Consider the following 13,756-nt stretch of genomic DNA (forward strand, 5'->3'; position numbering starts at 1 on the left):
TTCCAAAGGGATGACTGCATTGTGCGCCTTAACCCGCCTCTGCCAGTTCAGGGTCATCGTCTGCCGAGATCAAAGCAACGTCCGCACGCATCAAGGTGAATCGGAAAGTGCTGCCTTCCCCGACCTCGCTTTCGACAGAAATATCCCCACCGTGCATCTCGATGATCTTCTTACTGATCGCCATGCCGAGGCCCGTGCCCCCAACACGTCGTGTCGTGCTGCTGTCCACCTGTGAAAACTTCTGGAACACTTCATCCAGCTGCTCTTTGGGAATACCGCATCCGGTATCCTGAACCGTGACGATCACTTTCGCCCCGTGATCCTGGGCCGAAATTGATACCCCACCGGTTTCGGTAAATTTGATGGCGTTGCCTACAATATTGATCAGCACTTGCCGCAGACGCCTGCTGTCAGCATCCACAAAAATCTCGTCATCATCGGTGATTTCATTTGTGAGATGCAGGGATTTGGCAGAAGCCCGAGCTGCAAATTCCTGAGTAATCCCCTCCACGACATCGCCGAGGCTCAATGGTTCCAGAGCAATATCCATGCGGCCAGCTTCGATCTTTGAATAATCAAGAACGTCGTTGATCAGAGTCAGCAGATGTTTTGCAGATCGATCCACCTTTCCGGCCAGAGTTTTCAAAGCACCCAACAATTGATTGACCTCAGCTGTGAGAGCTTCGGCATCCTCTCCGCGGGCTTCAAGCGAATTGAACAGCTTCGTCGCTGCAGGCAACATTTCTGGTTTGCATAAAAACGGAGTGCCTCCCAATACAACTGTAAGAGGCGTGCGCAATTCGTGACTCATCACATCCAGAAATTCAGACTTTGCCCGATTGGCAGTTTCGGCTGCGTCGCGCGCGTTTTTCAATTCTGTAATGTCGACCCGAAAGCCGATTGTTCCACCTTCAGGAGATTTCGATTCCCTGATTTTCAACCAACGGCCGTCCTCAAGTTTTTGCTCGATATCCACACCGCCTTTGCGGTGGGCTTCAAGCCTTTCTTGCAGGAACTCTTCTTCGCGCCCAACGGCTTCAGCATATTGGCCGTGCACCAGACCAAATCGAATAATATCTTCAAACTTAGCCCTTGGCACCATCGCTTCTGCCGACACCGCATAAAGCGCTTTATACTTATCGTTGCACAGAACCAGTCGGTCATCGCTATCGTAATAAGCGAAACCATCATCGATACTATTGATAGCCGAAGACAGCTGCGCATCTGCCCGCATGCGCAGCTGAACAAGCCGCATGATACAGGTGATCACAAACGCCAAAGCAAGCCCGCTCAAGGCAAAGCCAACACGTACGCTCCAATAAGCTGATGCCGCAATACCCCATCCCATTTCCGGTACCGCCGCCATAACCCAATGACCGTGTGGCAGATCTACGCGCACACGCTCTGGGTCTTGCGCAAAAACAGAAGGCTGCCCAGTGATTTTCCCACCACTGGCACCCAAACCATCTTTCCCACGAATAGCCAAATTTAAAGAAGTTTCCGTGGCTCCTGCCACTTTCAAAACCTCGTCCAAATCCAAGACAAGCGAGACGATCCCCCAAAGCCTAGAATCAAATGCCCCTTTATCAACGACTTCTACAGCTCTGCGCGCGATCAAAGCGCGACCGCCTTGCACCAAATCAACTGGCCCAGCGATCACGACATTGCCTGCATCGATTGCTTGGTTTACCGCATCAAGCTGGGCTTCGTTCGCGGTATAATCCAACCCAATCGCAGCTTGATTGCCTTCGGCAGGGAAGACTTGTGAAATCACCAAATCTGGCGCAAGCGCGACCAATCTAAATTCTGGGCTGCGCAGAAACGTGCGCCGGCTATAGGCCTCAAATTCTGCGGTCGAAATATCAGGGCGCAATGACACCATGGCAGCCAAGGCATCAATCGAACTTGAGTGTCGAACAAATGTGGTTTCAAACGCCCGCGCAATCGAAGCAAGCTCAGATTGCACTTCTGCGCGCTGTTGCTCCAATGCTGCAACACGCGCTTCACGCTCGTAAAAACTCCAGACCACATAAGTGAGCGTCGCAATTAACGCGACAACAGCGACATAACATGCGCCCCATCCTAGACGGCCTCGCAGAAGCATCACGATTTTGACCTTTTAATAGAATTTTCAGTCAACCAAGTCTCCTCAGTGATCTCAAAGGCAGCGTAATGAGAGGGGAGGTTAAAAATCAACCAAAGGTAGACAAAAATTGTATCTTTTTGAGACGATTCTTTTGCTTTCACCGGACAACAAGCAACATTACCTCCCTTCAGCAATGCCCTGAAGAACATCAGCAAGGTCACGCATTCCCACGCCGGCTAAACTGTGCCCCCCAGATATCTCGGTGAAATTCCAGCCGCGCCAGATCTCTAAATGCTTACCGTAGCTTCTAAAAATTTTGGATTTGCTTTCTTTGCCAACAACATATGTACCTGGGGTATCGGGCAACGGGCCGCTGCCGAGTGTAACCTCACCATAAACAGACTTTATGGATTGCGAGGCCAGAACCTGAGAATAGCTTTGCTTCAATCGCGCTGGAACAGGCAACATGCCTTGTTCTACCAATGCGGGATATCGTTCCATGATAAACCTCATCGATTTATGATCCTTTGGAATGGCGATTGAGTCGTCATTCACGGGCGCTACGCTTTCGACGTAAACAACATGCGCAATCTCTTCTCTGAGAGTATCCCATGCGGCCGTCAAAGGTCGGCCGCCATAGCTGTGACCCACGAGAATGATATCCTCCATTTTCAACTGCTCAACGGCAGAGATGATATCAGCCGCATGATCGGCAATAGAAACCTTGGGCCCACCCTCCGCTCGACGTTGACCATGACCTTTTAAAGAAACCGCATGTGGCCGGTGCCCAGCTGATTTTAAAATTGCAACCAAATCACTCCAATACCACTCGCCAACCCAAGCCCCATGCACCAAAACAATATCCCGCCCAGCAGCATCGTCAGCTTTGGCCCCCATAGAGCAGACGCCAAAGACAATCACAGAAAGAATAGTGCGCGCTACTTTCGCTGAAATCCCCAATAAATACACAGTTTCTCCTCCCTTTCTTGACCCTACATCGCTTGACTCTATGGCGCACCCTCTGTATTCCGCGCAGCAATTCCGGGAGTCCGTAAAAGCTTCCGGTCCTAGGCAAAGGCCAGGATCGCCCCCCGTCAGCGAGTTTCGCCCACGGGGGCCTTCATGCATTTGCTTTTGGAATTGGTCGGATCGTACCTATCTTCGGTCCATGTCGAAACGGTCATAAGGAGCCGAAAAAGATGTTTGAGAATCTAAGCGAACGCCTTTCCGGTGTCTTTGACCGGCTGACAAAACAAGGTGCGCTCAGCGAAGATGACGTTAAAGCAGCGCTGCGCGAAGTGCGTGTCGCTCTGCTTGAGGCTGACGTATCCCTGCCCGTGGCCCGCGACTTTGTAAAAGCGGTTCAAGAAAAGGCCACAGGCCAGTCCGTGACCAAATCCGTCACTCCCGGCCAGCAGGTTGTCAAAATCGTTCATGACGAGCTGCAACATGTTCTGGCGGGCGGCGACGATAATCCGGGCGAGTTGAAAATCGACAACGCCCCTGCGCCTATCCTGATGGTGGGTTTGCAGGGCTCAGGTAAGACCACCACCACTGGTAAGCTTGCAAAACGGCTGACCGAAAAGAACGGCAAGCGCGTTCTGATGGCATCGTTGGACATCTACCGTCCAGCAGCGATGCAACAGCTTGAGATCCTTGGCCAGCAAATTGGCGTTGATACCCTGCCAATCGTGGCCGGTGAATCCGCCGTTCAGATCGCCAAACGCGCCAAGCAACAAGCCACATTGGGTGGCTATGATGTCTATATGCTCGACACTGCGGGTCGCCTGCAGATCGACGAAACCCTCATGCAAGAGGTCGAGGACGTTCGCGATGCGGTGAACCCACGCGAAACGCTTCTGGTCGTTGACGGCCTGACAGGTCAGGTTGCTGTTGAAGTTGCTGAAGAGTTTGACGGCAAAATCGGCATCTCTGGCGTCGTCCTGACCCGGATGGACGGTGACGGTCGCGGTGGTGCAGCGCTGTCGATGCGCGCAGTCACTGGCAAGCCAATCAAGTTCGTCGGTCTTGGCGAAAAGATGGACGCGCTGGAAACTTTCGAGCCCGACCGTATCGCAGGCCGTATTCTTGGCATGGGTGACATCGTTGCCTTGGTTGAGAAAGCTCAAGAGACCATCGAGGCTGAACAAGCCGAGAAAATGATGAAGCGCTTCCAGAAGGGTCGCTTCAACATGAACGACCTGAAGATGCAGCTTGAGCAGATGATCAAGATGGGCGGCATGGAAGGCGTGATGGGCATGATGCCTGGCATGGCCAAGATGAAAAACCAAGCTGCTGCCGCCGGCATGGATGACAAAATCCTGAAACAGCAAATCGCGCTGATTCAGTCGATGACCAAAAAGGAACGCGCCAACCCGCAGATCTTGCAGGCTTCCCGTAAAAAGCGGATCGCGAAGGGTGCAGGCATGGACGTGTCTGATCTGAACAAACTTCTGAAAATGCAGCGCCAGATGGCGGACATGATGAAGAAGATGGGCAAAATGGGCAAAGGCGGCATGCTGAAACAGGCCATGAAAGGCATGTTCGGCAAAGGCGGCATGCCTGATATGCCTGCCGGTATGGACCCATCCTCGATGGATCCAAAAGCCCTTGAAGCTGCGGCCAAGCAAATGGGCGCGGGCGGTCTTGGCAAAGGCATGCCGGGCGGTTTGCCTGGGCTCGGTGGTGGTGCGTTGCCTCCCGGCCTCTCTGGCTTTGGAAAGAAAAAGTAAGTGACCGGCAGCGCCGCATATCCTTGGACCCTTCCCGTCCAAAACCAGCCAGCTGCGCTGGCTGCGTCTTTGCGCGCATTGGTACCAGTGATCAAGACCGAACGGTTGATTCTGCGCGCGCCTGAACTGCTGGATTTTGCGGCCTATGAAACCATCATGGCTGCGGATGTGCACGGCTATATGGGCGGCCCATTTAATACCGAAGATGCATGGCTCGACTTCAACCAAGGCCTCGCAGGTTGGTCCCTGCGCGGCCAAGGCATGTGGACCGTGACGTTGGCGGATGAAACCGTCGTTGGTTTTGTCTGCGCAATGTCGGGCTGGGGCGATCAGGAAACCGAACTTGGTTATCTTTTTCTCGCCGACCACCATGGCCGGGGTTTCGCAACCGAAGCCTGCCGCGCAGCGCGCGACTACGCTTGGGACACACAGGGCGAGACCAGCATGGTCAGCTACATCGATCCCAAAAACCTCACCTCCCGGAAACTCGCTGAGCGTCTTGGTGCTCAGGTTGATGCCAATGCGCCTATGCCGGATGACGCGTCTTCTGAAGACACAATCGTTCTGCGCCACCTATCTGGGAGGCGCTCATGACACAGACGTTGACCACAGAGCGCCTGATCCTGCGTAAGCCGGCGGCACGCGACGTTGATACTGTTGTGGCCTTTTTCCTGTCTGATCGCGCCGCTCACGTAGGTGGCCCGTATGATCAGGGCAAAGCCTGGCGCCAGTTCGCAGCAGAGGTTGGCCACTGGGACTTGCTTGGCTTTGGCATGTGGGCTGTGACCACCAAAGATAGCAATAAAATCATTGGTCTCGTCGGGCCTTGGTGCCCAATCGATTGGCCTGAAACCGAAATCGGTTGGCTGATGTTTGAGGGCTCTGAAGGTAAGGGCTACGCGTTTGAAGCAGCGCAAGCGGCCGTAAATCATGCCTTCACAGAACTCGGCTGGGAAACCGCAGTCAGTTATATCGCTGAGGAAAACACTAGATCCATAGCTTTGGCTGAACGTCTAGGTGCGGTCTATGACCCCAGCGCTCCGCAGCCAAAGCCAGATCAACCTTGCCTGATCTACCGCCATCCACGCCCAGCATCTCAGCCAGCACCCAAGACGGAGACGTCCCAATGACCGACGCAGTCACCCGCGCCGCGGAGCTTTTGAAAGAACACCGTGAAAGCATCGACCGTTTGGATGCGATCCTCGTCTATACCCTAGGCGAGAGGTTTAAACACACACAGGCTGTCGGCCAACTCAAAGCCGAACATGACCTCCCGCCATCCGACCCGGCCCGCGAAGAAATGCAAATCGCGCGCCTCGAAGATCTGGCCAATCGGGCCCACCTGGACCCCGACTTCGCCAAGGCTTTCCTGAATTTCATCATTCAGGAAGTCATCCGACATCACAAGAAACACCAGGAATAACAGAGCTGAGGCTCTGCTCACGCCATCTAAGGAGATTACACCATGGCTATGAAAATTCGTTTGGCCCGCGGCGGCTCTAAAAAACGTCCATTCTACCGTATCGTTGCAGCGGATTCCCGCATGCCACGCGACGGCCGCTTCATCGAGAAGCTGGGCACATACAACCCGCTGCTGCCTAAAGACAGCGAAGAGCGCGTAAAAATGGACATGGAACGTGTTCAGTACTGGGTTGGCCAAGGCGCACAGGTTACTGACCGTGTTGCACGCTTCCTGGAAGCGGCAGGCGTGAACGAAAAGACCGAGCGCAAGAACCCTAAGAAAGCGGAACCAGGCCAAAAAGCTAAAGACCGCGCAGAAGAAAAAGCAGCTAAAGCAGCTGAAGCGGCTGAAGCAGCGGCTGAGCCAGCGGCAGCTGAAGAGTAAGAAGGAGGGGGTTGCGGATGCAGTCTTTCCCAAAAGACTTTCAATCCGAATTGACCCGCCTTCTTCTGTGGCGGCGCGACGTGCGCCGTTTCCGCACCGATCCGGTGGACGAGGCGCTCCTAATAGAGTGCCTCGACGCCTTTCTGCTCGCCCCTTCAGTGGGCTTGTCAGAACCATGGCGTGTTGTACGTGTTGAATCCGACACGGCCCGCAATGCTGCCTATGAGAATTTCAAATCCGCAAACGCAGATGCGCTGACTGGCTATGGAAGCGAAAAAGCCCAAACTTATGCCGGGCTGAAGTTATCAGGCATGTCCGACGCGCCAGTGCAATTGGCAATATATTGCGATGAAGCAACCGACAAAGGATCAGGCCTTGGCGCGAAAACGATGCCAGAAATGCGCCGTTATTCCGTTGTTGGGGCGATTAATTTGTTCTGGCTAACCACGCGCGCGCGCGGGTTGGGTGTGGGTTGGGTCTCGATCTTGGACCCCGAGCAATTGAACAAGGACCTGAATGTCCCCGATGATTGGTCGCTCGTGGCCTATCTGTGTGTAGGATGGCCTGAAGATGTCTCTAAAACCCCTGAGTTGGAACAACTCGGGTGGGAAGACCGACGCAAGCAGTTGCCAATCCAGCGTCGTTGATCACCGCATAGGGCACTTGCACCTTGCGGTGGAATACGCGAAAAACCCAAAGTCTTTGCGCAACCCCATCTAGAGTTGGAAAAACCATGTCTGAAATGATCTGTGTCGGTGTGATCAGCGGCGCATTCAGCGTTCAAGGCGAAGTTAGGCTAAAAAGCTTCACCGCTGACGCGATGGCAATTGCTGACTATGCGCCTCTTTCAACCGAAGATGGCAGCCGCGAATTTGATGTGGTGATCACACGTTCAATCAGCAATGGTCTGGCCGCGCGACTATCCGGAGTGGTCACCAAAGAGGACGCGGATGCGCTCAAAGGCACCAAGTTATTTGCACCACGCGACCGTCTGCCTGAACTGTCCGAAGATGAATTCTACCACACCGACCTCATAGGGCTTGAAGTTCGGGACACAGGCGGAACAGTTTTGGGTAAGGTGAAATCTGTGCAAAACAATGGTGCAGATGACATGCTAGAAGTTCATGGGCCGGGGTTGAAAAACACAGTTCTGTTGTTGTTTACTCGCGCCTCTGTCCCAACGGTCGATCTTGCAAGCGGCCGCATCATTGTGGATCCTCCTGAAGGTTTGTTTGAATAAGTCCTAAAACGCGTGAATGCCGTTCGCGCTTAATACAATTCACCTGAACGCGGTGCGTGCAGAACGGAGCAATGGATGACCAGCCTCAATAAGTCCCTCGGCCGCAAGGCAATTTCAGTATCTCTGAAGCCACGGGAATTGATGACCCATAATCCGACTCTGGCCAATGTCTGGACGGCGCGGATCATCACCTTGCTTCCACAGGCTTTCCCCGGCGTTTTGGGCGAAAGTTTAACAGGCAAAGCCTTGAAAGACGGCAAATGGCAGCTGGAAACCACAGATCTACGCCCTTTTGGGGAAGGCAAACATCGCAATGTCGATGATACGCCTGCAGGCGGCGGCGCAGGTATGGTTTTGCGTCCCGATGTGCTCGGCAAAGCGATAGACCATACTTTGCGCGGCCTGCGCGGCAACACGCCACTGGTTTACCTCAGCCCGCGTGGCGTACCATTCACTCAAAAGATCGCCAGACAATGGAGCCAATGCGACGGTGTCACCATGCTCTGTGGCCGCTTTGAAGGCGTCGACCAACGTGTTTTGGATCACTACAACATTCAAGAAGTTTCGCTTGGGGATTTTGTCCTGACCGGCGGCGAAATTGCGGCCCAAGCGATGATTGACGCGACCGTACGTCTGTTGCCTTCAGTTCTTGGAAATGCGGAAAGCATCGAAGATGAAAGCCATTCCAACGGCTTGCTGGAACATCCGCAATTTACACGCCCAGCCAAGTGGATGGGGCGTGAAATCCCAGATGTGCTGACATCTGGAAACCACGGTAAAGTCGCTGAATGGCGTCAAAAAATGTCTGAGGAGCTCACCAAAGAACGACGCCCTGACATGTGGGAAAAGTGGCAAAGCAGCCGCAAAACCTAAAATGCGGCTGTCGTGAATTGTTCACACTCAATCTAAATGATCTGCGGCAATTTCGATCCAGTCCCAGCCGCCTGATCGCCCTCCAAGGTGTTGATGCAAAAAGTCTTCCACCTTCCGCGCGTGCTGCACTTTGGATTGCCAGCGATTAAGTCCATGTCCTGCTTTTTCGAACAACAACAACTCAGCGTCTTTTCCGAACGCTTCCGCTTGACGCATAAAGCTCTCGGTTTGCTCAAAACCAACGACACTGTCTCGTTTGCCAGCAACCAACAATACAGGCACCTTCAATTTCTCGACAAGTTTATTAGGAGAATACCGATCCATAACAGCAGCATCGGCTTCAAGTGAAGCGTCCCCGAAGTACCGCCTCCATTGCGAAATATTCAGGCCCCAAGAATGAGGTGGATATTGAGACTGGTATTTCACATCCAACATCGCATGTTCAATAATTGCAGCTTTAAAGGGGCTTTCGTCTGTCATAACCGACATTGCACTAGCATAACCGCCATAACTTGCACCCATCACTGCTAAGGCATCGGGAGCAGCAATTCCTTGGCTTACAGCCCAGTTCGCTGCATCAACGAGATCGTCCTGCATTTTGCGACCAAATTGCCGGAAGCCTTTTGATTGAAATTCAAGGCCAGCCCCAGTCGATCCTCGAAAATTCACTGACAAAATCGCATAGCCGCGATTTGCTAGGAATTGTCGGAAATGATCGTACTGCCATTCTACGTGCCCGGCCGGACCACCATGAACTTCAATCACCGTGGGAACAGCGCTCTGAACACCTTTGGGACGAACAAGGATCGCGTTCAGCATTAAGCCATCACGCGCTTGGATTTCGACTTCTTCTGATGTCGAAAGTCGATCCAAATTTCGTCGACGGAAGGCTTGCTCTTGCACCAACTCCGATGTGCCATTTACCAAATCCATCAAAACGAAAACGTAATTCATAGCGTCCGGCGATAAAGAAGCCATCACGCTGTCACCAACGCCAGACCAGCTAAGATGTTCAACTTCAACTCGCTGACCATATTGCGCGATCAACTTGGCTAAGACTTCGCCCTTTTTACTTAATGGAATAACGTCAGACGACCCTCGTTTCGGAAGTACGGCATCGACCAGTCCGTCAAATGGATCAAAGTTCACAACATCAAACACGTCCTCATCAGCCTCAGCGTGAATGACTTCCTCTGTGCCTGTGAGAAGATCCACCTCAACCAACGCTGCTTTGTCTCGGCCGCGTGACGAGATCGCTATCACTGTTTCGTTGTCTTCGAGAGCCTCTACAATCCAAAAGTTTGTGTTTACCGAAAGGTCCAAAACTGTTTGCCATTCGATACCGTCCCAACGCTCAACTGTGCGGTCTAGCAAATCCTTGGCACGACGAATGCGAAGCAGTGGCTCAAGGTCCTTTGACAAAATCCAATTCAAGGTTCGGCCATCATTTTCGACCAAAAGTTGTTTATCGCTGCCGTCCTGTCGAGTGGTATACAAATCGCTGAAAGCAGGATTGCGATCACTTGAAGATACCAACCATCGCTCTTGTGACTGGTGCAGGTGATTGGGCCATGTCCAATGCCCAAAACCACGTGGCGTGACGTCGGACCAATTGTCCTTGTCGGAGGCCTCTGGGTCCACCTTCCAAAGTCGGCCATTTGATACAAGCATCAAATGAGCAGACACATCATTCCAATAAAAGCCGTGAATATCCTTTGCCCAACCGAGGGGTTTCTCGCCAACACGACCGAAAAACACGACCTCTTCAGTTAACCGTGTTCCGCGCCAAGCCAAATATTCGCCATCAAAACTTGCGCGATATGACCACTGAGCTCGCTGATCCGCGTAAAACTCTCGAACCGGGATGATTGATGGCAGATCACTGTTCCGCAATACTTCATGCGTTGCCTCGTAATCGCGTGTCACCCAGGCAAGCCCAACCACACCGAACAAGGTAGCACCTAATAGAATCCCGGCGACCCATTTAAATACACGTTTCAATAATTCAGACCTTTAAAAATAAGTACTAAAAGACGCCAAATGCTTAAAAGGCATCCGTTTCAATTTCAACCTAAAGAAGACCTCAGAACGAAGTTAAAACAATTATAAATTGCAGTGAAAAATTTTGGCCTAACCCCACACCCCTTTGCGAAGCAAGTTTAGACCCGCAAATATCAGTACAATCAGTGTGACCTTTCGAAAAACCGCTTGGTCCAAACGGTCCTGGATCCGAAAGCCAATCCATAATCCGATCATCGCGACGGGCAGAATACTGAGCGATAGTGGGGCTGTTTCTCTGTTCATCACTCCGGATTGAAGATGCGCCATAATCAGCGTGACAGAACCAGCTCCATACACCACTCCCTGAACAATCATCTGCTTAGCCTTTGGGGTATTTATAGCCATCAGATATAAAACTGTGGTCGGCCCCCAGGTGCCGGCAAAGCCTCCAAGTGTCCCGGAAACCACTCCGAGCACCCATTCCGCACGGTTTCTGTTTTCGGGCGCAACAGACATTTGCACCCCTAAAAGCTGGAGCACGGACAAGGCTACTACTGGCACGCCCAACACTAAGTAGAAAACTTGACTGGAAATATGGGGCACCATCTGCGCTGATAAAAAGATGAACAAGCAAACGACCAGCAAGTATCGCCAGTACTCTTGCGCAGCTTCGATCGCAGGGACAACCCCTTGCCTAAACGTCTGAAGGATATTGCTGAACACTGTCGGGATCAGCATCGCGGCAATGGCCAATTTGGGATCGGTCAATGAACTGATGCCGGAGACCAAAATCAGTGGCATCGCAAATCCGATGGCTCCTTTGACAACACCTGCAAGCAGCGCCACCATCAGGCACAAAACAAGCGTGGAAGCATCAAATTGGGAAAGTACGCCGTAGTCCAAGTTACCTCCAAAATATGGGCCAAAGGTCGCGTTTTAATCGCGTAGTTGCAACCTGCGGGTTTGCGGCCGAAATGCAAGCAGGCATTTGCTCACACTTCGGTCCCGAATAGCCTTAAATATTCTCAGATTTCATTTTAGCCATGAATTGCGCTTTCAACTCGTGACCTCGGATCGCTGGGAAGGAGATTGCCGTTAAAGTCAGAACGCCGAGTTTGTTTAGGGCAGCGAAGACCAAGCCATCAAAGAACCACCCCATCGGTGTCGCGAGCGGTCCCCAAAAGGCGGGCAAATCGGCAAAGGCTTGAACAAACCAAGTTCCGGTCGCGCCATGCAAGGCGAGACCAATCCAGAATCCGGCACAATAGGGACAACGCCACTGTTCGTAGAGCGATTTTATTGGTTTTGGCAGTCGCTTCAGAATGGCATTAAACCAACTTCCCCAGTGCGGAAGATGCTCCCAGATGAGCATGTGAATTGAGATGCCAAGTAGCAGATTTGGGAGATTCAGACTTTCCATTGTGAAATCCTTATTTAGTTTGACTAACTTACTATATGGAGAGAGGGAGGTTCCGCTCGATGCAGCCCCTCAGATTTTAGGTTTCTTTGGTTGCAATTGCTTCGGCCACCCGTTCGTAGACCCCGAAGCCCATTTTCAGCAAAGCACGTCCCTTATCGGTTAGCACGATATGCTGCGCTCTTGCGTCCATTTTGCATTGGAACCGTTCCACGAGCTCGCGCCCTTCAAGTTTCGCAATCATTGTGCTGGCCGAGGCTTTGGTAACCCCGAGCGCGTCAACGATATCTTGCAAGTGCTGGCCGTGTTTATCCTCATAGCGTTGAAGGCGTTCTTCTTCATAGACAGCCGAGAGATATTCAAACTCGTTAAAGCTTAACCCCAAACTCCGCGCGGCAGCGTTCCATTCGCGATGGGCAAGCCGATGGACTAGGTGTAGCTGTTCTGCGGATCGGGTCATAGGAAGCTATTTAAGTTAGGCAACCTAACTATTCAAGCCCAGAGTCGGCAATGAGTCAATTTTTTATGGCGATTGCACGCTTGCCAAAGTGCCAAGTTTGCCCTAAACCGCGCCTGTCCGGGACTCTTTTGAGTCGTTCGGACCTGCTTTCTATTGGCACACCCCTTTTTCTTCAAAGGGCCAGCACATTGAAGCAGAAAGAATAAGCAACGACGGACACCCTCTTGCGGGCGCTCTTTTGACTTCAAAGTGCGGACCCGGTGAAGACACAGAGTTCTTGGACGGCACCTAACTTCGTGGACTAAACCACGGGCAACATAGGAGATGGTCATATGGACCTGATCGCACAGCTCGAGGCGGAACAAATCGCCTCCCTGGGAAAAGACCTCCCAGACTTCAAAGCGGGTGACACCATCCGCGTTGGTTACAAAGTGACCGAGGGCTCCCGCTCTCGTGTACAGAACTACGAAGGCGTTTGCATTTCCCGTAAAAACGGTGAAGGCATTGCCGGTTCTTTCACTGTTCGCAAAATTTCTTTTGGTGAAGGCGTGGAACGTGTGTTCCCACTGCACTCCACCAACATCGACAGCATCACCGTGGTTCGCCGTGGTCGCGTGCGTCGTTCCAAACTGTACTACCTGCGCACCCGTCGTGGTAAATCCGCACGTATCGCAGAAGTCACCAACTACAAGCCTAAGCAAGCGTAAGGAGTGGCATCATGAAAAAAGATACGCACCCAGATTACCACTTCATCAACGTAAAGATGACAGACGGCACTATCGTTCAAATGCGCTCCACTTGGGGCAAAGAAGGCGACCAAATGGCGCTGGACATCGACCCATCCGCGCACCCAGCGTGGAATGGCGGTTCGTCCCGTCTGATGGATGCCGGCGGCCGGGTATCCAAGTTTAAAGCGAAATACGAAGGCCTGGGCTTCTAATCCCAATCCTATCGATTTTGAAAACGCCGCTCTTTTTAGGGCGGCGTTTTTTATTGGGGGGCTTTTTAGTAGCCTGATTAATGGCAGCTACGCGGACGAGGCTAGTCGTGGACAGCCACAAAACGAATGACCGCAAAGTGCAGGTGGCGGAAATTGCACAG

The 13,756-nt window shown here is 52.4% G+C and carries 16 protein-coding genes; 10 read left to right on the top strand and 6 right to left on the bottom strand.

What is annotated here, in order from left to right; translation table 11 throughout:
* Positions 1–28: 28 nt before the first annotated feature.
* The gene (locus JXQ85_RS00420) at positions 29–2,104 is read right to left on the bottom strand and encodes an ATP-binding protein (protein WP_421747454.1); all 2,076 of its coding nucleotides are present in this window, start codon (positions 2,102–2,104) and stop codon (positions 29–31) included.
* A 159-nt stretch (positions 2,105–2,263) separates the two neighbouring features.
* Positions 2,264–3,055 (bottom strand): alpha/beta fold hydrolase, encoded by a 792-nt coding sequence (locus JXQ85_RS00425; RefSeq protein ID WP_421746873.1) that lies wholly within the window; start codon positions 3,053–3,055, stop codon positions 2,264–2,266.
* Between the two features lie 230 nt (positions 3,056–3,285).
* Here JXQ85_RS00425 and ffh point away from each other — a divergent pair, with 230 nt between their 5' ends.
* From ffh to trmD, 8 genes are all read left to right on the top strand, one after another.
* Complete coding sequence (ffh, locus tag JXQ85_RS00430) at positions 3,286–4,818, top strand: signal recognition particle protein (protein WP_421746874.1); 1,533 nt, start codon at positions 3,286–3,288, stop codon at positions 4,816–4,818.
* Positions 4,819–5,412, top strand: coding sequence for a GNAT family N-acetyltransferase (locus tag JXQ85_RS00435; protein ID WP_421746875.1), 594 nt, complete (start codon positions 4,819–4,821; stop codon positions 5,410–5,412).
* Positions 5,409–5,948, top strand: coding sequence for a GNAT family N-acetyltransferase (locus JXQ85_RS00440; RefSeq protein ID WP_421746876.1), 540 nt, complete (start codon positions 5,409–5,411; stop codon positions 5,946–5,948). The genes JXQ85_RS00435 and JXQ85_RS00440 overlap by 4 nt, the downstream gene beginning before the upstream one ends.
* Positions 5,945–6,241, top strand: coding sequence for a chorismate mutase (locus JXQ85_RS00445; protein ID WP_421746877.1), 297 nt, complete (start codon positions 5,945–5,947; stop codon positions 6,239–6,241). The genes JXQ85_RS00440 and JXQ85_RS00445 overlap by 4 nt, the downstream gene beginning before the upstream one ends.
* Before the next feature lie 42 nt (positions 6,242–6,283).
* On the top strand, positions 6,284–6,664 hold the full coding sequence (gene rpsP, locus JXQ85_RS00450) for a 30S ribosomal protein S16 (RefSeq protein ID WP_421746878.1): 381 nt from the start codon (positions 6,284–6,286) through the stop codon (positions 6,662–6,664).
* Positions 6,665–6,681: 17 nt separating this feature from the next.
* Complete coding sequence (bluB, locus tag JXQ85_RS00455) at positions 6,682–7,311, top strand: 5,6-dimethylbenzimidazole synthase (RefSeq protein WP_421746879.1); 630 nt, start codon at positions 6,682–6,684, stop codon at positions 7,309–7,311.
* A gap of 86 nt (positions 7,312–7,397) precedes the next feature.
* On the top strand, positions 7,398–7,904 hold the full coding sequence (rimM, locus tag JXQ85_RS00460) for a ribosome maturation factor RimM (RefSeq protein ID WP_421746880.1): 507 nt from the start codon (positions 7,398–7,400) through the stop codon (positions 7,902–7,904).
* Positions 7,905–7,979: 75 nt separating this feature from the next.
* Positions 7,980–8,777 carry a tRNA (guanosine(37)-N1)-methyltransferase TrmD gene (trmD, locus tag JXQ85_RS00465; RefSeq protein ID WP_421746881.1) on the top strand — a complete coding sequence of 266 codons (798 nt, stop codon included), beginning with the start codon at positions 7,980–7,982 and terminating at the stop codon, positions 8,775–8,777.
* 27 nt (positions 8,778–8,804) lie between these two features.
* On the opposite strand, the gene JXQ85_RS00470 is transcribed toward trmD, so the two are convergent.
* The 4 genes from JXQ85_RS00470 to JXQ85_RS00485 form a co-directional block, all read right to left on the bottom strand.
* Positions 8,805–10,778, bottom strand: coding sequence for an alpha/beta hydrolase family protein (locus JXQ85_RS00470; RefSeq protein ID WP_421746882.1), 1,974 nt, complete (start codon positions 10,776–10,778; stop codon positions 8,805–8,807).
* A 129-nt stretch (positions 10,779–10,907) separates the two neighbouring features.
* Positions 10,908–11,681, bottom strand: coding sequence for a sulfite exporter TauE/SafE family protein (locus JXQ85_RS00475; protein WP_421746883.1), 774 nt, complete (start codon positions 11,679–11,681; stop codon positions 10,908–10,910).
* A gap of 112 nt (positions 11,682–11,793) precedes the next feature.
* Positions 11,794–12,198, bottom strand: a complete 405-nt coding sequence (locus JXQ85_RS00480; RefSeq protein WP_421746884.1) for a hypothetical protein — start codon at positions 12,196–12,198, stop codon at positions 11,794–11,796.
* Between the two features lie 76 nt (positions 12,199–12,274).
* Complete coding sequence (locus JXQ85_RS00485; protein ID WP_421746885.1) at positions 12,275–12,655, bottom strand: MarR family winged helix-turn-helix transcriptional regulator; 381 nt, start codon at positions 12,653–12,655, stop codon at positions 12,275–12,277.
* 332 nt (positions 12,656–12,987) lie between these two features.
* Here JXQ85_RS00485 and rplS point away from each other — a divergent pair, with 332 nt between their 5' ends.
* Positions 12,988–13,362 (top strand): 50S ribosomal protein L19, encoded by a 375-nt coding sequence (gene rplS / locus JXQ85_RS00490; protein WP_421746886.1) that lies wholly within the window; start codon positions 12,988–12,990, stop codon positions 13,360–13,362.
* Between the two features lie 11 nt (positions 13,363–13,373).
* Positions 13,374–13,595 (top strand): 50S ribosomal protein L31, encoded by a 222-nt coding sequence (gene rpmE / locus JXQ85_RS00495; RefSeq protein ID WP_421746887.1) that lies wholly within the window; start codon positions 13,374–13,376, stop codon positions 13,593–13,595.
* The last annotated feature ends 161 nt before the right edge of the window (positions 13,596–13,756 follow it).

The organism is Cognatishimia sp. (genome assembly GCF_049116455.1).
Classification (GTDB): Bacteria; Pseudomonadota; Alphaproteobacteria; order Rhodobacterales; family Rhodobacteraceae; genus Cognatishimia.

Excerpts from the sequence above, each read along its gene's own strand:
- JXQ85_RS00445 (WP_421746877.1), top strand. The coding sequence starts at position 5,945 with ATGACCGACGCAGTCACCCGCGCCGCGGAGCTTTTGAAAGAACACCGT.
- bluB (WP_421746879.1), top strand. The coding sequence starts at position 6,682 with ATGCAGTCTTTCCCAAAAGACTTTCAATCCGAATTGACCCGCCTTCTT.
- JXQ85_RS00485 (WP_421746885.1), bottom strand. The coding sequence starts at position 12,655 with ATGACCCGATCCGCAGAACAGCTACACCTAGTCCATCGGCTTGCCCAT.
- JXQ85_RS00440 (WP_421746876.1), top strand. The coding sequence starts at position 5,409 with ATGACACAGACGTTGACCACAGAGCGCCTGATCCTGCGTAAGCCGGCG.
- rimM (WP_421746880.1), top strand. The coding sequence starts at position 7,398 with ATGTCTGAAATGATCTGTGTCGGTGTGATCAGCGGCGCATTCAGCGTT.
- trmD (WP_421746881.1), top strand. The coding sequence starts at position 7,980 with ATGACCAGCCTCAATAAGTCCCTCGGCCGCAAGGCAATTTCAGTATCT.
- ffh (WP_421746874.1), top strand. The coding sequence starts at position 3,286 with ATGTTTGAGAATCTAAGCGAACGCCTTTCCGGTGTCTTTGACCGGCTG.
- JXQ85_RS00420 (WP_421747454.1), bottom strand. The coding sequence starts at position 2,104 with ATGCTTCTGCGAGGCCGTCTAGGATGGGGCGCATGTTATGTCGCTGTT.
- JXQ85_RS00480 (WP_421746884.1), bottom strand. The coding sequence starts at position 12,198 with ATGGAAAGTCTGAATCTCCCAAATCTGCTACTTGGCATCTCAATTCAC.
- rpmE (WP_421746887.1), top strand. The coding sequence starts at position 13,374 with ATGAAAAAAGATACGCACCCAGATTACCACTTCATCAACGTAAAGATG.
- rpsP (WP_421746878.1), top strand. The coding sequence starts at position 6,284 with ATGGCTATGAAAATTCGTTTGGCCCGCGGCGGCTCTAAAAAACGTCCA.
- rplS (WP_421746886.1), top strand. The coding sequence starts at position 12,988 with ATGGACCTGATCGCACAGCTCGAGGCGGAACAAATCGCCTCCCTGGGA.